The sequence below is a fragment of the Phaeodactylibacter sp. genome, from assembly GCF_022763345.1.
Classification (GTDB): Bacteria; Bacteroidota; Bacteroidia; order Chitinophagales; family Saprospiraceae; genus Phaeodactylibacter.
In genome coordinates, this window is the sequence record NZ_JALEGS010000091.1 from 82,031 (window position 1) to 100,189 (window position 18,159).

Below are 18,159 nucleotides of genomic sequence, written 5' to 3' on the forward strand. Positions count from 1 at the left end.
CTACGCCATGATACAGCTTGAAAACATCACCAAAGTCTATCAGACCAAAGTCATTGAAACCACTGCCCTTGACAACATCAACATCGAAGTGCCGGAGGGCGAATTCCTATCCATCATGGGCCCGTCCGGCTGCGGCAAAAGCACCCTGCTCAACATCATGGGCATGATTGATGAGCCCACTACCGGGCAGGTCACGGTTGCCGGAAAGTTGGTGGGCAATTACCACTCCAAAGCCACGGCCCGTTTTCGCAATGAGCAACTGGGCTTCATTTTCCAGAGCTTTCACCTCATCAATGAGCTGTCGGTCATCGATAATGTGGAGTTGCCGCTGATTTACCGTAAGGTGTCAGGCAAGCAACGGCGGCAGATGGCCGAAGCGGCCCTCACCCAAGTCGGGCTAAGCAACCGCATGAAGCACTTCCCCTCGCAATTGTCGGGCGGTCAGAAGCAGCGGGTAGCCATCGCCCGGGCCATCGTCGGGCAGCCGCGCATCATTCTGGCTGACGAGCCTACGGGAAATTTGGACTCCGCCATGGGCAACGAAATCATGGACATCCTCATGCGCCTCAATCAGGGACAGGGCACGACCATCGTCATGGTCACCCACGATGAAACCATGGCCCGCAAGACCCACCGCCTGGTCCGCCTTTTTGATGGGCAGCAAGTATCCTAAAACCCTGTAAAACGAACTTCTTATGTTTAGCAGTTATTTCAAATTAGCGATCAAGGTGCTGGGGCGGCACCGGTTCTTCACCTTCATCAGCCTTTTCGGCATCAGCTTCACCCTGATGATTTTGATGGTGACGACTTCCTTCCTGGAGACCGAGCTGGGCAGCCATCCGCCCCTGACTGAAAAAGACCGCATGGTCCTCCTGCCCCGCCTCATCATGAAGCAGATGGTGACCGACACTACCTGGTCTGTAGACACCACGATGCTCGATGGGCAGCCTGCTTACGACAGCACCTTCACGGTGGGTAAGAAGCGGCAGAACAGTTATTCTTCCTCTTCCCTGAGCTATTCCTTCCTGGACCGCTATATGCGGGATATTCCAGGTGCGGAAGCACACAGTTTTTTCTGTTCGAATACCCAATTTGATATTTTTATCAACGGCAAAAAGCTCAACTTTAAAACCTTGTACAGTGATGCCACCTACTGGGAAATTTTTGACTTTAACTTTCTGGCGGGGCGCCCCTTCCAGCCTTCCGAGGTGGAGCGGCAGGTACAGGTAGCGGTATTGTCGCGTAAAGCCGCCGTGGATTACTTTGGGACAACAGAGCAGGTAGTCGGCCGCAGTATCGAGATGGATGGGAAACAACTGGAAGTCATCGGCATCGTGGAGCAGCCTTCCAACTCCAAGGATTATGTGACCTCAGAGGTGTACCTGCCACTCACCCTGATGTCAGGGTCTGCCCTGACGGAAACTGGCTTCCACGGCCCATTTGCAGCCGTCTTTCTGGCAGAAAGCCCGCAGGCCCGGTCAACAATCGTGGAATCGATCCGCCAAAAAGCCGACCGTATCCCATTGCCTAACCCGGAAGACTACAACAAGCTGGAGCTCATGCCGGCTACAGTGATCGGGCTGTATGCCTATTACATGATGCCGGTACAGGACGACCCGGAAGGCGCGCTGCAAATGTTTACCCTGGTAGCCATCGGCCTCATGCTGTTGTTTATCCTCCTGCCCACCCTCAACCTGATCAACCTCAACATCAGCCGGGCCATGGAGCGCTCCGCAGAAATCGGGGTGCGCAAGGCTTTTGGGGCGTATTCCGGCAGCATCCTGGCACAGCTTGTGTTTGAGAATGTCGTGCTGACTTTCCTGGGCGGTGTCCTGGGATGGGTCTTTGCCCTTACCCTGATTTACCTGGTCAATGACAGTCAGGTGCTGGGCGATACCCAACTGCAGTTCAACACCGCCGTCTTCCTGTACAGCCTGCTGATCTGCCTGGTCTTTGGCATCCTTTCCGGCCTGCTGCCCGCCTACCGCATGTCCAAACTTCATATCGTGAACGCCATAAAATTCAATGCCCTATGATACGCCATATCTTTCAACTGGTCTGGAACAAGAAGCGGAGCAATGCCCTGCTGTTCCTCGAAATCTTTTTCGCCTTTGCCATTCTTTTTCTGGTGCTGACCTGGGTGACCCGCAACCTGCGCCTTTTCAGTACCCCCCTGGGGTTTGAAACCGAAAACACCTGGATTGTCCACCTCGATTTTTACGATGCAGAAGACACCCTGGCCGCATCGGAAACCAAAGTCAGGCTGCGGGAAGAACTGCTGGCCCTGCCACAGATAGAGGCAGCTTCCTACGGTGGCGATGTGAGCCCGTTTGGTGGATCTACCTGGTCGACCAATAACGACAACAACGGTTTTATGATCCAAACCCACCTGGTATTCGCCGACGAGCACTACAAGGATGCAGCCAAGCTGCAACTGGTACAGGGGCGCTGGTTTGACGAAACAGACCGGGATGCCAGGTACAAACCTGCGGTCATTAGCAAAAAGCTTTTCGATGAAAGCTTCGAGGGCCGCAACCTAAAGGATAGCGTGTACACCATTGACGGGGAAAATAAAATCGTCGGTGTAGTGGACCACTACAAGTACCACGGCGACTTTTCACCGGAGTACAATGTGACCTTTTTCTACGAGCCCTCCTCCGCTATTGACATGCCCAATCTTCATCTTTTACTCGCACCGGGCACACCGGTCGCTTTCGAAGAGGAAGTCAACCGCATCGTCACCGATGTCACCGGCAAGAGCGATTTCACCATTGAGCACCTCCAAAAAAGCCGGGATCAGGCTGCCCGGAGTGTATGGGTGCCTATGATCAGCATGCTGAGTATTTGCGGATTTCTGGTGCTTAACGTAGCGCTGGGCCTGTTTGGCGTACTCTGGTACAACATCAGCAAGCGGCGGGCGGAAGTAGGGCTCCGGCGTACCCTTGGCGCGAGCCGGACAGAAGTAAGCCTGCAGTTTGTAGGAGAAATCATGATCGTAAGCCTGCTCGCCCTTTTGCTTGGGGTCGTCTTTGCAGTACAACTCCCTCTGATGGGTGTGCTGGAAGGTGAAATCGAAGCCTTTGACTACTACGTCGCCATGGGGGTGGGTGCAGCCTTCATCATTGGGTTGGTCTTGCTTTGCACTTTCTATCCGTCGCAGGAAGCCGGACGACTGCAGCCTGCGATTGTGCTGCACGAAGAGTAAGGAAAAAGCACCCTATCCCACATAATTTAACTACTTTTCATCCTATGAAACCCAATTCAGCCCATATCCTGATCATTGACGATGACGAAGCGGTCTGCGTTTCAATGAAGCTGCTGCTCAAGCGGGCAGGCTACAGCACCGCTTCCATCAACCGGACTCAGGACATGGAAGAGGCGATGGCTAAAACACTGCCTCATCTTATCCTCCTTGATATGAATTTCACGATCGACACATCGGGGCGGCAGGGGCTGAGGGTCTTGCAACAACTACAAGCCAAACATCCGGAAATTCCGGTGGTGCTGATGACCGCCTGGGCGACCGTCCAACTGGCGGTGGAGGGTATGAAGCTAGGGGCCCGCGACTTCATCGCCAAGCCCTGGGACAACAAAGCGCTGCTGAAAACCATCAAAACGCTGCTGGATTTGCAAAACCCAGCGGATGAACCCACACCTTCTAATGTAGGTTTTGAACACATCGTAGGTGAAGATCCGGCTTTCCTGGAGACGCTGGCGGTCGCCAGACGCATCAGCCCCACAGACGCAAGCGTGCTGATCCTGGGCGAAAGCGGCACCGGCAAGGAGGTCCTGGCAGAAGCCATCCATTATCAGTCGGAGCGGCAGCAGGCGCCTTTTGTGCGGGTCAATCTGGGGGGCATCAGCTCCAGCCTTTTCGAGAGCGAGCTGTTCGGGCATAAGAAAGGCGCCTTTACCGATGCCATCGCTGAGCGCGAAGGGCGGTTTGCCAAAGCCAACGGCGGCAGTATTTTTCTGGATGAGATTGGTGATCTGCCCCTGCCCAATCAGGTGAAACTGCTTCGGGTACTGCAGGAGAAGACCTTTGAGCCCCTGGGCAGCAGCGAAACGCTCCGGGTAGACTGCCGCGTCATCAGCGCCACCAACAAAGACCTTTCCGCCATGGTCGCAGAGGGGACTTTCCGGGAAGATTTGTTCTACCGCATCAACCTCATTAAGCTCACCCTGCCGCCACTGCGGGACCGCCCGGGCGATATCCCCCTGCTAGCCGATCATTTTCTGGCAACCTTCAAGCGCAATTATCAGCGCCCGGAACTGCACCTAAGCCCGGGTGCAAAAAAGTGGCTGCGCCAACAGCGTTTCCCCGGCAATATCCGGGAGCTGCGCAACCTCATTGAACGCAGCGTGCTTGTCTCCGGAACGGCTGCACTGGAAGCGGCAGACTTGCAGCAGCTCTACCAGCCGGCAACGGGCCAATTGCAGGGCGGCCTGCCCCTGCCTGAAGTCGGTAAAGCCTCGTTGGAGGAAATGGAAGTAGAAATGATCCGCCGGACGCTGCGCCACCACGATGGCAACATCACCCTCGTGGCTCAGGACCTGGGGCTGACCCGGTCTGCAGTATACCGCCGGTTACAAAAATACGGAATCCCCTATGCGACTTAACTGGCAATACTTCCTGTACATTGGGCTCCTCCACCTGCTGCTGGGAGTTCTGGCGTATTGGCTCCTGGAAGAAGCTACCGCCTGGCTGCTGCTGATCGAGTTGGGGCTGCTGTGCTCACTGGTCATTGCCTATGTGCTGTACCGCAAGTTCACCCATCCGCTCCGTCTGCTCGGCAATGGCATTGAGGCGATCAAGGATCAGGATTTTGCAGTTCGTCTGCGGCCCACCGGCTCTCTGGAGATGGACCGCCTGGTCAAGGTATACAACCACATGCTGGACCACATCCGGGAGGAGCGGCGGCAGGTGCAGGAACAGCACTATTTCCTGGACCGCCTGATACAGGCCTCTCCGGCAGGTATCGTCCTCCTTGATTACGACGGCCACGTTACGGAAATCAATCCTATGGGGCTGGAACTGCTAGGGCTGGAAAAGCCGCCGGTTGGACAAAGACTGGAAGCTGTAGCTCACCCTTTGCTGCAGGAGCTTGCCCAATGGCAGGTTGGCCAGTCGGGTATTCTTTCCGGAAAAGGACAGGAGCGTTACCGATGCGAAGTGGTGCAGTTTATCCACCGGGGCTTCCACCGCCGGTTCCTCATGATACAGGAATTGTCAAAGGAAATGCTGGCCACTGAGAAGCGCGCCTACGCTAAAGTCATCCGCATGATGGCCCACGAAGTCAATAACTCCATTGGTGCCATCAACTCCATTCTGCAGAGCACCATCGAAGCCTATCCTGAAGTGCCCGGTGACGAGTTTGCCGAAGATATTAAAGCCTCGCTTGCCGTTGCCCATCAGCGCAATCAGCGGCTGAACCAGTTTATGCGCAACTTTGCCGAAGTGGTACGCCTGCCCGAGCCCAACCGGGCATGGGTAGCGATAAGCGAAGTCCTGGAGCGCGTAAAGCAGTTGATGCTTCCCCTGGCCCAACAGCAAAATACTAATCTTGAACTGGAAATCCCCGACCAGCCTATCCGCTTCGAAATCGACGAAGAGCAAATCGAGCAAGCCCTGGTCAACATGGTCAAAAACGCCTTGGAATCGCTCGGCAGGGGCGGCAACATCAAACTGATGAGCACTGCCCACCCCGCTCAGATCGTGGTAGCCGACAACGGTCCGGGCCTGCCGCCGGGTGCTGAGCAGGAATGGATGTCTCCTTTCTTCAGCACCAAGCCCGACGGTCAGGGCATAGGGTTGACCCTCATCAAGGAAATTGCCCGGCAGCATGGTGGCCGCTGTGAGCTGGAAACCCTGCCCAATGGGTGGACGGAGTGCAGAATCCGCTTTCATTGATTTACAACAATAGACTTCCAGCCTCAGCGCTTTGACAGTGTACAGCTTTGCGGCTCTTGAAAAGCACAGCCTGAGCCGATGAACGCAAGCACGACTAAAATACAGTGCATGTTCAGCATATATGCGCCCCGTTTTTTTAATTTTTGACAACTCTCACCCCACTGCGATGACAATTGTCACCCCCCTTTTTGGCGATGGCCCTTAGCTTTAAGTCCAGAACGAAAAGAGAACGAAAAACCTCTTTTCCTAGATCGCAAAACAAACAAAACATGAGCCGAAGCCTATTCCTTAGGGACAGCGTCGTGCGCAAGAACCTTATGGCGCTCACCGGATTGTTCCTGTGCCTGTTTTTAGTGATTCACCTTGCCGGCAACCTACAGCTCCTTCTGCCCGCCGAACAAGCTCAGGTGCAGTACAACCACTACTCAGAGCTGTTGTCCCATAACTTTTTCATCAAGGCCGTTTCCTATGCCCTTTACGCAAGTATCCTCGCCCACGCTTTGTATGCGCTGGTCCTGACACTCCGGGCGAAGCAGGCACGCGGCCCGCAGGGCTATGCCTACGACAAGCGGGGACAGGTTACGCCCTGGTACGTACGCAATATGGGCGTGCTGGGGGCATTGCTCCTGGCCTTCATCATCATCCACATGCGCGACTTCTGGTTTCAGTACAAGTTTACCGAAATGCCGCTGGACGCTGAGGGGCGCAAGGACCTCTACACTATAGTCGCCGTTGCCTACCAACAGTTTTGGTACGTTGCCCTATACGTGGGGGCTATGCTTGTACTGGGTTTCCACCTGCTGCACGGCTTCCATAGTGCATTTCAAACCCTGGGGCTATACCACAGCAAATACAACCGCTGGGTCAAATGGGCCGGCTATGGGTACACCTTTATTATAACCGCCGGCTTTACCATCATCCCCATCTACATGTACTTCACCCAAAACCAGCCCCTGCCATGAAATTAGACGCGAAAATACCAGAGGGCCCGCTACAGGAAAAATGGAACCGCTACAAAGCGACCTGCCGCCTCGTGAGCCCCAACAACAAGAAGAAACTGGACATTATCGTCGTGGGCACTGGCCTGGCAGGCAGCTCTGCAGCCGCATCCTTTGCGGAAATGGGCTACAAGGTCAAATCCTTCTGCTTTCAGGACAGCCCCCGCCGGGCACACTCGGTAGCGGCGCAAGGTGGTGTGAATGCCTCCAAGAACTATCAGAACGATGGCGACAGCGCCTTTCGGATGTTTTATGATACACTAAAGGGGGGCGACTTCCGGGCACGCGAAGCCAATGTTTACCGCCTGGCAGAATGTTCTGCCAACCTGATCGATCAGGCTGTTGCGCAGGGCGTTCCTTTTGCCCGCGAGTACGGCGGGTACCTGGCCAACCGCTCCTTTGGAGGGGTGCAGGTCCGGCGTACGTTCTACGCCCGTGGCCAAACCGGTCAGCAGTTGCTCCTCGGGGCCTACTCTGCCCTCAACCGGCAGGTGGCCGAGGGCAATATCGAACTCTTCTCCCGTCACGAAATGCTGGAGCTCGTGCTCATCGATGGCAAGGCCAGGGGCATCATCGCCCGCAACCTGGACACTGGTGAGATCGAGCGCCACGCAGCTCACGCCGTTGTACTGGCGACCGGGGGGTATGGCAAAATTTACTACCTCTCCACCCTGGCGATGGGCTGTAACGGCTCGGCCATCTGGCGGGCGCATAAAAAAGGCGCGGGGTTTGCTTCCCCAAGCTGGACACAGATCCACCCCACCTGCCTGCCGCAATCGGGCGACTATCAGTCCAAACTCACACTGATGTCGGAGTCCCTGCGCAATGACGGCCGCATCTGGGTACCCCAAAAAGCCAATGACCCTCGCGAACCAGGCGATATCCCTGAAGACGAGCGCGATTATTACCTGGAGCGCCGGTACCCGGCCTTCGGCAACCTCGCACCCCGGGACATCGCTTCCCGTGCCGCTAAGGAACGCATCGATGCCGGGTTTGGCGTCGGTCCACAGCGCAACGCAGTTTACCTCGACTTTGCCCACGCCATTCAGGAGTACGGAGAAGATACCATCCGGGAACGCTACGGCAACCTCTTCCGGATGTATGAGAAAATTACCGGGCATAACGCCTACCAACGGCCAATGATGATTTCCCCGGCTGCCCACTTTTCTATGGGCGGGCTATGGGTGGACTATGAGCTCATGACAAGCATTCCGGGGCTCTATGCCATCGGAGAGTGCAACTTTTCCGACCACGGGGCCAACAGACTGGGAGCCAACTCCCTGCTGCAGGCTTGTGTGGATGGCTACTTTATTCTGCCGTACACCATCGGCAACTATCTGGCGGATGAGCTGCGGGCGGGCAAGATCAGCACTGATCACCCCGCTTTCGCGGAAGCAGAAACGCAGGTCCGGGAGCAGCTGCAACGTTTCCTCGACATCAAAGGCAACCGTACTGCTACCGACTACCATAAGGAACTGGGCCTGCTGCTCTACGATAAGTGCGGAGTACAGCGTACAAAAGAGGGGCTGGAAAGCGCTATCGAAAAAATCCGGGCACTGCGGGCCGATTTTTGGGAAAACCTACGCGTACCCGGCACCTCTGAACACGTCAATACCGAGCTGGAAAAAGCCGGCCGGGTTGCCGACTATCTGGAACTGGCAGAGCTGATGTGCTACGATGCCCTCACCCGGGACGAGTCCTGCGGGGCCCACTTCCGGGAGGAGTTCCAGACGGCAGATGGCGAAGCCGAACGGCGGGACGAAGCATTCCAATTCGTATCTGTATGGGAATATGCGGCAGCTGATCAGGAGCCGGTACTCCACCGGGAGGAACTGGAGTTTGAAACCATTCAACCTAGCGTAAGAAGTTACAAGTAATGAAGATACAACTGAAAATATGGCGGCAGGAAAACGCCCAGGCAAAAGGCAAAATGGTGGACTACAACCTTCCGGATGTCAACCCGGAAATGTCCTTCCTCGAAATGCTTGATGTCCTGAACGAAAAACTGATCCGCTCCGGGGATGACCCCATAGAATTTGACCACGATTGCCGGGAAGGCATATGCGGGCAATGCGGGCTCTTCATCAATGGGCGGGCACACGGCCCGATGTCAGCAACGACTACTTGCCAGCTGCATATGCGGCACTTTGAGGACGGGGACACCATCTATGTAGAGCCCTTCCGGGCCAGCGCTTTTCCAGTGATTAAAGACCTGCGCATCGACCGCTCCGCTTTTGACCGCATCATTCAGGCCGGGGGCTTTATTTCCACCCGTACCGGTGATGCGCCCGAGGCCAATGCCATTCCAATCGGGCACCAAACCGCGGAGGATGCCTTTGATGCTGCCGCCTGTATTGGCTGCGGTGCCTGTGTGGCGACTTGCAAAAATGCCTCTGCTGCCCTCTTTACCGGCGCAAAGGTCAGCCACCTGGCTATGCTGCCACAGGGCGAGCCGGAATCTCCCGAACGGGCAGAAAAGATGGTCGCGCAAATGGAAGCCGAAGGGTTTGGGCACTGTACCAATACCGGAGCCTGTGAGGTCGAATGCCCGCAGGAGATCTCCATCGAGCACATTGCCCGCATGAATTTTGAATACAACAAAGCCGCTGTGCTCGAAAAATAGCACCCGGCAAGACACACAATATTATGGAACAAAAGCTTCAATCCCTACTCGAAAAGATTCAGCAGGAGGGCGTAGACAAAGGGCAGGAGGTGGCCAACAGCCTCATCAACGATGCCGAGCAAAAAGCGGAGGACATCGTTACTGCTGCCCAGCGCCGTGCCGAAGAAATCCGTAAGCAGGCCGAACAGGATGCGGAGGAGCTGAAACGCAACGTCACTTCTGAGCTGAAGCTATCCGCAGAACAGACCGTGGAAGCCCTGCAGCAACGCATTACCGAACTGATCACTGCTAAAGCGACAACCGCCCCAACGCAGGCCGCTTTTAGTGATAAATCCTTTCTCAAGGGGGTAATACAATCACTGATCGAACAGTGGCAAAAGGACGGTCAGGGCGCAGCCTTGCACCTCTCGCCGGAGCGGGAAAAGGAGCTTTTTGACTTCTTCTCCGCCCGGGCTCAGGAAAGCCTGAAGGAGGGCCTTGTGGTCAAACCTGCGCCCTCCCTTGCAGAAGGCTTCCGTATTGGCCCGGCGAATGGCAGCTATGTGGTGTCTTTTACAGAGGAAGATTTTCAGGCTTTCTTTGCCGATTTCCTGCGGCCACGAACCAAAAAACTGCTTTACGGAGCGGACTAAATTTTATCATCCACCATACCGCTTAACATGAGCCAACTGCAAAAACGCGATTACTTCTACCTCATCTCCAGCTTACCGGAGATGGTGCTCGACCAAAGCCGGGCGCCATACACCATGGTGGACTTTGTGGCGCAGTTGGAAGAGGCGCTTGAGCCTGATGATTTTAAACTCGTCCGCATCCTGCTGCGCCCCCACGACAACCGCAATCTGCTCCTGCTCCTGGAAGAACAAACTGGCGGCTGGGATACGCTGGGGCAATTTTCAGAAGCGGAAATGCAGGAAGCTCTCAAAGCAGACAACGGGCTACCAGAATACATGCACCGGTTTTACCGGGCGTACCAAAGCGAGCAGCCCATCCACCCGGAGCAAAGCTGGGCCAATCAGTTATCTGGGCTCTACTACGAGGCCGCACTCCGGCAAACGGAAGGTTTCCTCCACGACTGGCTGGTATTTGAGCGCGGGCTGCGCAACATACTGACAGCCTGGAATATCCGACATTATGCTCTACAGGGCGAAGGGCAACTGATCGGTCAGGGCGAAAATATTGAGGCACTGAAAAAATCCCGCGCCCGCGACTTTGGGCTGGGCACCGAATACCCCTACCTACCAAAACTACTCAATCAATTGGAACGCGACGACCTCATGATCCGCGAAAAGGACATCGATCGCGTACAGTGGAATTATATAGACGAACAGCTGACCTTCCACTACTTCACCATAGAAGTGGTGCTGGGCTATCTGTTGCAGCTCCGTATGCTGCAGCGGTGGCTTTCTCTTGACCCGGAGGCCGGGCAGGAACGGGTACGCAGCTTCATTTCCGAAATGGAACAAAAGATAGAACGCTCATGACGGCAACGCAGCAACATACCACCGGCCGTGTCAACGGCATCATCTCCAACCTGGTCCTCGTAGAAGTGGACGGCCCGGTTGGGCAAAACGAAATCTGCTTCATACAGCATGGCGACACCTCGCTGATGGCAGAGGTCATTAAAGTGATGGGCGACAAAGCCTATGTGCAGGTCTTTGAGAGCACCCGCGGGCTCCGGCCCGGCATGGAGGTGCGCTTCGAAGGGCACATGCTTGAGGCTACTTTTGGCCCGGGCATTCTTTCCTGCAACTACGATGGGCTTATGCACGACCTCAGCACCATGAGCGGCATCTTCCTGCAAAGGGGCGATTACACCTCCGCCCTGGACCTGGAAAAGGAATGGGCATTCGAACCTTTGGCCAAAGCCGGAGACGAAGCCACCGCCGGGCACTGGCTCGGGAAGGTAGACGAAAATGGTATTGCCCACAAAATTATGGTGCCTTTTAAAATGCAGGGGCGCTATACAATTACTGAGGTGATGCCTGCCGACAACTACAAAGTTCAGGATACTATAGCGGTGCTCAAAGATGAGCGCGGGACCGAGTATAAAGTGAGCATGCTCCAAAAGTTTCCGGTAAAACAGGCGGTGAAGGCCTACCGGGAAAAACCGCGCCCGTTCCAACTGCTGGAAACCGGCGTGCGTACCATTGATACCCTCAACCCGATGGTGGAGGGCGGTACGGGTTTCATCCCCGGCCCCTTCGGTAGCGGCAAGACCGTACTGCAGCATGCCATTTCCAAACAGGCAGAAGCTGATATCGTAATCGTAGCCGCTTGTGGTGAGCGTGCCAATGAGGTGGTGGACCTGTTCGTGGAATTCCCCGAACTGGAAGACCCCTGGACCGGCCGTAAGCTCATGGAGCGGACCACCATCATTGCCAATACCTCTAATATGCCAGTAGCGGCACGGGAAGCTTCCGTTTACACCGCGATGTCGATTGCCGAGTACTACCGCTCAATGGGGCTGAAAGTGCTGCTGTTGGCCGACTCCACCTCCCGCTGGGCACAGGCGCTCCGGGAGATGTCTAACCGCATGGAGGAACTGCCAGGCCCGGATGCTTTCCCGATGGACCTTCCGGCTATCGTGTCCAACTTCTACGCACGGGCGGGTTATGTGTACCTCAATAACGGAGAGACCGGCTCGATCACCTTCATCGGTACGGTATCCCCTGCTGGTGGTAACCTCAAGGAGCCGGTGACGGAGTCGACCAAGAAAGTGGCGCGTTGTTTCTACGCCCTTTCCCAATCGAGGGCGGACAGTAAGCGCTACCCGGCCATTGACCCCATCGAGAGCTATTCCAAATACCTGGAATACCCCGAACTGCAGCGGGTCCTGAACGAGCAAATTGAAGAAGGCTGGACCGAAAAGGTCAACGAGCTAAAGAATATCCTGCTCAGGGGCAAGGAAGCCGCAGAGCAGATCAACATCCTCGGTGATGATGGGGTGTCTATTGATACCCACCTGGTCTTTTGGCGCTCAGAGGTAGTCGATGAGATCATCCTGCAACAAAACGCCTTCGACGAGGTGGATGCCCGCACACCTATGGACCGGCAGCAGTATATGGTCAACAAAGTGCTCGATGTGGTGGCTACGCCCCTAAGCTTTGAGGGCTACGAGGAAATCAACCCCTACTTCAAGCGAGTCATCAATGCCATGAAGCAGATGAACTACTCGGAGTTCGAGTCGGAAGCCTTCAACCAGAATATGAAGGAGCTGGAGGACACCCTGGCTGAGCGTAAACAAGCAAACTAAAAAACGAATCATCATGCCCACCGCATTTCAAAGGATATACACCAAGGTAGAGGAAATCACCAAAGCGACCTGTACGGTGCGTGCTACGGACGTTGGTTACGAAGAACTGGCCACCGTGAACGGACAACTGGCGCAGGTGGTAAAAATCATGGGCGACGAAGTCACCCTGCAGGTATTCGCTGGTACGGAAGGGGTACCTACTAATGCCGAGGTCATTTTCCTGGGCAAAGCCCCAAGCCTGAAGGTGAGCGAAGCCCTGGCCGGACGCTTCTTCAATGCCTACGGTAACCCCATCGACGGCGGGCCGGAAGTGGAAGGGGAAGAACAGGAGATCGGCGGGCCCTCGGTAAATCCCGTGCGGCGGAAACAGCCTTCGGAGCTCATCACCACCGGCATTGCCGGTATCGACCTCAACAACACCCTGGTCACCGGGCAGAAGATCCCCTTCTTTGCCGATCCCGACCAACCCTTCAATCAGGTGATGGCTACCGTGGCCCTGCGTACCGCTGCCGACCGTATTGTGCTTGGCGGTATCGGGCTGACCAACGATGACTACCTCTACTTCAAAAGTGTATTTGAAAACGCCGGCGCCCTCCACCGTATCGTCAGTTTCGTGAATACCACCGAAGACCCGACTGTGGAGCGCCTGCTCGTACCCGATATGGCACTTACCGCTGCGGAATACTTCGCCGTGGAGAAAAAGGAAAAGGTGCTGGTGCTTCTCACCGACATGACCCTCTACGCCGATGCCCTGAGTATCGTCTCCAACCGTATGGATCAAATCCCGTCCAAAGACAGCATGCCGGGCTCCCTGTACAGTGACCTGGCCAAGCTATACGAAAAAGCTGTGCAGTTTGATGATGGCGGTTCCATTACGATTGTAGCCGTGACTACGCTTTCCGGTGGAGATATTACCCACGCCATTCCGGATAATACCGGGTATATCACCGAGGGGCAGCTCTTCCTGCGCCGCGATACGGATATCGGTAAGGTGATCGTAGATCCCTTCCGGAGCCTCTCCCGCCTCAAGCAGCTGGTGATTGGCAAAAAGACCCGGGAAGACCATCCGCAAGTGATGAACTCAGCTGTGCGCCTCTATGCCGATGCCGCTAATGCCCGTACCAAACTGGAGAACGGCTTCGAGCTGACCAACTACGACGAACGAACCCTGGAGTTTGCCCGGGAATATTCCGATAAGCTCTTGGCTATCGACGTGAATATCGATACGGACAAAATGCTGGATACGGCCTGGCAGCTGTTTGCCGCTCACTTCTCCAAAGCCGAAGTGGGCATTAAGCAATCTCTGACTGACCAATACTGGCCCGAAAACCAATAATGAGCTATGGCAATCGCTTTCCAATACAACAAGACGTCCCTGCAGCACCTCAAGAAGCAGCTCAAGATTCGTGAGAATGCCTTGCCCATCCTGAAGAATAAGGAGGCAGCCCTGCGCGTGGAGGTCAAAAAAGCCCGTAAGGAAGCAGAGCAGGTGGCGGCAGAATTGGAACAGACGATTGACCGGCACGAAAGTATGGCCGGGCTTTGGGAAGAGTTTGATTTCGACTTGCTGGAGGTGGAATCCGTGGAAATAGGCAGTCAAAAAGTGGCCGGCGTAGCCACGCCGGTCCTCAAAGACATACAGTTCATTCGGCACCCGTTCAGCCTGTTCAACCGGCCGGCTTGGTTTCCGGCGGGGATGGAATTGCTCAAGCAGTGGATAGAGCTCGCGCTGCGCCGCAAGGTCATCCTGCAGAAAATGGACCGCCTGGAGTTTGCCCGAAAGAAGACCACCCAAAAGGTCAACCTGTACGAGAAAGTACAGATTCCAGGTTATGAAGATGCCATCCGAAAGATTGAGCGCTATCTGGAGGACGAAGAGAATTTGGCGAAAGCCGCCCAGAAGATTGTGAAAAAGCGCAGCAACAGCGATGCCTTATGATTGTACCGATGCAAAAATACCTGTTCCTGGTCCACCACTCCGAATACACGACATTCCTGGAGGGGCTGCGGCAGCTGGGCGTACTGCACGTGCAGCAACAGGAAGGCGAACGCTCGTCCGGGCTAATGGACCGTTTGGCGCTGCAGCAGCAATTCCAAAAGGTGCTGAAAGCCCTGGAAAAGCGGGAAGTGGATGTGGAACAACGTACCGCCACCGCAGAGGAGGGGCACAGTGTAGCCGCAGAATACGATACCCTGACGGACCGTCTTGAGCCACTCCTGCAGGAACGCGCCACCGTGCGCAAGGAATTTGATATTCTGAAGCCCTGGGGCGACTTTTCCATCGAGGCCGTTAAAAAGCTGGAGGCCGCCGGGCTGGAAGTGCAGTTCCTGGTTTGCCCCACCAAAAAATACAATGCGGACTGGGCGAAAGAATACCCCATTGCCCATCTGCGCAACCTGGGCGCCAATTCCTACTTTGCAGGCATTACAATGGCAGAAGCGCCCGTTGAAATTCTCGGCGTGGAGATGATCCCCGACCCCAAAAACGGGACGGTGGAGCTTCAGGCCCGGCAGAAAGAGCTGGACAATTCCATCGCTGACATCAATGCCCGCCTGGACCGGCTGGCACAAGTCGGCATACCTGCTCTGCAAGCGGCTCTGCGCGACCTGCAGGACACTACACAGCTGATGAGTGTCATTGAGCATACCCGGCGGGAAGCCGATGAGCAGCTGATGCTTTTGGAAGGCTATGCGCCGAAGCCCAAAACAAAGGAAGTAGAATCCCTGTGCGAACAACAAGGTATCCCCTTTCTGACCGAGCAGCCCAAGCCTGCCGATCAACCACCGGTATTGTTGAAAAACTCAAGCTTCAGCCGGTTATTTGAACCGATTGCAAAGCTCTTTGCCCTGCCTTCCTACGGGGAGATGGACCTGACCCCTTATTTTGCGCCCTTCTTCCTGCTCTTCTTCGGCTTCTGCCTGGGCGATGCGGGCTACGGCATTGTGCTGTTGTTGGGCGCTACCGCTTATAAATTCAGGGCAGCAAAAGACATGAAACCTACACTGACGCTCGTGCAGTTTTTGGGCGTGGCCACAGTACTATTCGGGGTGCTCACCGGCACGGTCTTCGGCATCAACCTCCTGCAGGATCAGTTTGCCTGGCTGGGCAACATCCGGGAAATTATGCTGAACAGTGATCAGGCTTTTCAGCTCGCCCTAATCCTGGGGGTCGTTCAGATTCTCTTTGGGCTGGGTGTGAAAGCCGTTAACAAGAGCAGACAGTACGGCTGGATGCACGGCATAGCGCCGGTGGGCTGGATACTGCTGGTGCTGAGCCTGGCGGACATTGGGCTGACCAAACAGTTGCTGCCGTATTCACAGTACGCCGCCTGGGCAGCAGTAGGACTGATCCTCCTCTTTAGCGACCCGGAAGGAGGCCTCTTCAGCCGGCTCGGCAGCGGCGCCTGGGCTTTGTACGGCATCACCGGCATTTTCGGGGATCTGCTGAGCTACATCCGGCTCTTTGCGCTGGGTATTGCGAGCGCCATCCTCGGGCTGGTCGTCAATGATATCGGCCTGCAGATCAAGGGCTCTATGGAGATTGTAGGCCCGATCCTGTTTGTGGTATTCCTGCTCGTCGGGCATACCGCCAACCTGCTGATTGCCTCTTTGGGCGCCTTCGTTCACCCGATGCGCCTCACCTTTGTGGAATTTTACAAAAATGCCGGCTTTGAGGGCGGAGGAAAACCCTACGACCCGCTGCGGCAACAGGAATCATAAACGCGAACAAAAGAAAAACAATAAAAGACATGAGTGCGATTGTAATAGCTTATCTGGGGATTGGATTAATGATTGGCCTTTCGGGCGTGGGCAGCGCCATTGGCGTTTCTATGGGCGGTAATGCGACCGTGGGTGCCCTGAAGAAAAACGAAGAGGCTTTTGGTAGCTATATGCTGCTGAGCGCCCTGCCCAGTACACAGGGATTGTACGGCTTTGCCGGCTTCTTTATCATTAATGCTTCCGGCGTACTGACGGATGACATCACCATGCGGCAGGGCATTGCGGTCTTTGCTGCGGGTTTTGCGCTGGGGCTGGTTGCCCTGATTTCTGCCATGCAGCAGGGACGGATTTGTGCCAACGGTATTGCCGGGGTAGGCGCGGGCTACGATGTATTTGGTAAGACGATGGTCCTGGCGGTATTCCCCGAGCTGTACGCGATTGTAGCTTTCGCAGCGACCTTCCTGATTAACGCAGGGCTGTAAAATAAACCTGCCCGGCAGCAAGTCATGCAACCGGGCAGGAAGTCAAACGAATTAGAAGGCGCGTCGTAATGGGAATGATGATTCAATCGCTAATTGCGTGGGGGACAACCGAAATTAGTCCACCAAAATCAACCTATGGGATTCTAATCCGCCTTTAGCCTGTACCTGAATCAGGTAGCTTCCGGCGCTCATTTGAGTGTAGTTTAAAGTTGTTTGCCCTGCAGACACCTGCTGTGTACGCAACAGCTGCCCGGTTGCCAGTGACCGGATGCTAACCGAAACTTCATTTCCGAAGTGGGTAGGAATATTTAGTTGCACACGGCCAGTCTTAGATGGATTTGGGTTGACAGAGCTGCCGCTGAGATTGCCATCAGCGCTGTTAGAGGAAGTGATTTCGCACTCCTCCTGAAATTCAAAAGCACCAATGTCTCTCTGCATGCCAAACACCATCGCGCCGGTTTGATCAGGCATGTTATTGTCTGGCGCACCGGCATTAATTGCCGGGCTTGGGCAGATCAACGCATGGGTTGGTGTCATACCGCCGTTGTCAGCAAGCGGGGCGAGGTTAGGCACAAAAGGCATACCTGCTCCTCCTACAATATCAGTCATCAATCCGGCAAAAACATCAGTATCGTCTTCTCCGATAAGGTTGTAGCCTGAGGAAGTCATCATGCCCATTCCAGCTACATCCTGCCCCGTGGCATCTGCACGGTTAGCTGCAACGATGCTGCTGCTGAAATCTGCACTATTCCCTGCCTCCAGTTGAATGAAACCACCGCCCATCATCATAGCAGAGTTGTCGGCTATGGTAGAGGCTTCGATCATCAATGTACCGTTGTTGGCAATACCACCGCCGTTGTTGGAAGTGCTGTTGCCGGAAATGGTGCTCAGCGTCAGGGTGACCATACCGGATGCATCATTGTGAAGACCACCGCCGTTGCTCATGTTGGTCGACATATTATTGGAAATGGTGGATGTCATCACCTCAATCGTGCCGCCTGCGTTGAAAACGCCGCCGCCACCCTGATCTCCGCTGTTACCCATTGCAGTATTGCCGTCGATCATCACGTTGGTGACCGTCATGAGGCCCGCGCCGTTCCATAGGCCGCCGCCCTCGGCTGCTGCGGTATTGCCGGTGACCATTCCGCCGGTGATGTCCATATCGCCAGGGC

16 protein-coding genes are annotated in these 18,159 nt (G+C 55.3%); 15 read left to right on the forward strand and 1 reads right to left on the reverse strand.

Annotation, left to right across the window (positions count from 1 at the left end; translation table 11 throughout):
• Nucleotides 1-7: 7 nt before the first annotated feature.
• The 15 genes from MRY86_RS23165 to MRY86_RS23235 all read left to right on the forward strand — a co-directional run bounded on the left by MRY86_RS23165 (nt 8) and on the right by MRY86_RS23235 (nt 16,987).
• On the forward strand, nt 8-673 hold the full coding sequence (locus MRY86_RS23165) for an ABC transporter ATP-binding protein (RefSeq protein WP_293568001.1): 666 nt from the start codon (nt 8-10) through the stop codon (nt 671-673).
• A gap of 22 nt (nt 674-695) precedes the next feature.
• Nucleotides 696-2,036 carry an FtsX-like permease family protein gene (locus MRY86_RS23170; RefSeq protein ID WP_293567999.1) on the forward strand — a complete coding sequence of 447 codons (1,341 nt, stop codon included), beginning with the start codon at nt 696-698 and terminating at the stop codon, nt 2,034-2,036.
• Nucleotides 2,033-3,205 carry an FtsX-like permease family protein gene (locus MRY86_RS23175; protein WP_293567997.1) on the forward strand — a complete coding sequence of 391 codons (1,173 nt, stop codon included), beginning with the start codon at nt 2,033-2,035 and terminating at the stop codon, nt 3,203-3,205. The genes MRY86_RS23170 and MRY86_RS23175 overlap by 4 nt, the downstream gene beginning before the upstream one ends.
• 44 nt (nt 3,206-3,249) lie before the next feature.
• Nucleotides 3,250-4,620, forward strand: coding sequence for a sigma-54 dependent transcriptional regulator (locus MRY86_RS23180; protein WP_293571968.1), 1,371 nt, complete (start codon nt 3,250-3,252; stop codon nt 4,618-4,620).
• Nucleotides 4,610-5,911 carry an ATP-binding protein gene (locus tag MRY86_RS23185; RefSeq protein ID WP_293567018.1) on the forward strand — a complete coding sequence of 434 codons (1,302 nt, stop codon included), beginning with the start codon at nt 4,610-4,612 and terminating at the stop codon, nt 5,909-5,911. Before MRY86_RS23180 ends, MRY86_RS23185 begins: the two co-directional genes overlap by 11 nt.
• Nucleotides 5,912-6,180: 269 nt before the next feature.
• Entirely contained in the window at nt 6,181-6,873 is a 693-nt protein-coding gene (locus MRY86_RS23190; protein ID WP_293567019.1) for a succinate dehydrogenase cytochrome b subunit, read from the forward strand.
• On the forward strand, nt 6,870-8,786 hold the full coding sequence (locus MRY86_RS23195; RefSeq protein WP_293567020.1) for a fumarate reductase/succinate dehydrogenase flavoprotein subunit: 1,917 nt from the start codon (nt 6,870-6,872) through the stop codon (nt 8,784-8,786). The genes MRY86_RS23190 and MRY86_RS23195 overlap by 4 nt, the downstream gene beginning before the upstream one ends.
• Complete coding sequence (locus tag MRY86_RS23200; protein WP_282773676.1) at nt 8,786-9,532, forward strand: succinate dehydrogenase/fumarate reductase iron-sulfur subunit; 747 nt, start codon at nt 8,786-8,788, stop codon at nt 9,530-9,532. The genes MRY86_RS23195 and MRY86_RS23200 overlap by 1 nt, the downstream gene beginning before the upstream one ends.
• Before the next feature lie 23 nt (nt 9,533-9,555).
• Nucleotides 9,556-10,164, forward strand: coding sequence for a hypothetical protein (locus MRY86_RS23205; protein WP_293567021.1), 609 nt, complete (start codon nt 9,556-9,558; stop codon nt 10,162-10,164).
• A 27-nt stretch (nt 10,165-10,191) separates the two neighbouring features.
• A complete protein-coding gene (locus tag MRY86_RS23210) occupies nt 10,192-11,013 on the forward strand; it encodes a DUF2764 family protein (RefSeq protein WP_293567022.1) in 822 nt (273 codons plus the stop codon).
• Nucleotides 11,010-12,785 (forward strand): V-type ATP synthase subunit A, encoded by a 1,776-nt coding sequence (locus MRY86_RS23215; protein WP_293567023.1) that lies wholly within the window; start codon nt 11,010-11,012, stop codon nt 12,783-12,785. Before MRY86_RS23210 ends, MRY86_RS23215 begins: the two co-directional genes overlap by 4 nt.
• 10 nt (nt 12,786-12,795) lie before the next feature.
• On the forward strand, nt 12,796-14,121 hold the full coding sequence (locus MRY86_RS23220) for a V-type ATP synthase subunit B (protein ID WP_363325419.1): 1,326 nt from the start codon (nt 12,796-12,798) through the stop codon (nt 14,119-14,121).
• Between the two features lie 6 nt (nt 14,122-14,127).
• Nucleotides 14,128-14,724, forward strand: a complete 597-nt coding sequence (locus tag MRY86_RS23225; protein ID WP_293567025.1) for a V-type ATP synthase subunit D — start codon at nt 14,128-14,130, stop codon at nt 14,722-14,724.
• A complete protein-coding gene (locus MRY86_RS23230; RefSeq protein WP_293567026.1) occupies nt 14,721-16,505 on the forward strand; it encodes a V-type ATPase 116kDa subunit family protein in 1,785 nt (594 codons plus the stop codon). Before MRY86_RS23225 ends, MRY86_RS23230 begins: the two co-directional genes overlap by 4 nt.
• A gap of 29 nt (nt 16,506-16,534) precedes the next feature.
• Nucleotides 16,535-16,987 (forward strand): hypothetical protein, encoded by a 453-nt coding sequence (locus MRY86_RS23235; protein ID WP_282773688.1) that lies wholly within the window; start codon nt 16,535-16,537, stop codon nt 16,985-16,987.
• 114 nt (nt 16,988-17,101) lie between these two features.
• Here MRY86_RS23235 and MRY86_RS23240 read toward each other — a convergent pair.
• On the reverse strand, nt 17,102-18,159 hold a 1,058-nt coding region (locus MRY86_RS23240; RefSeq protein WP_293567027.1), incomplete at its 5' end, for a T9SS type A sorting domain-containing protein.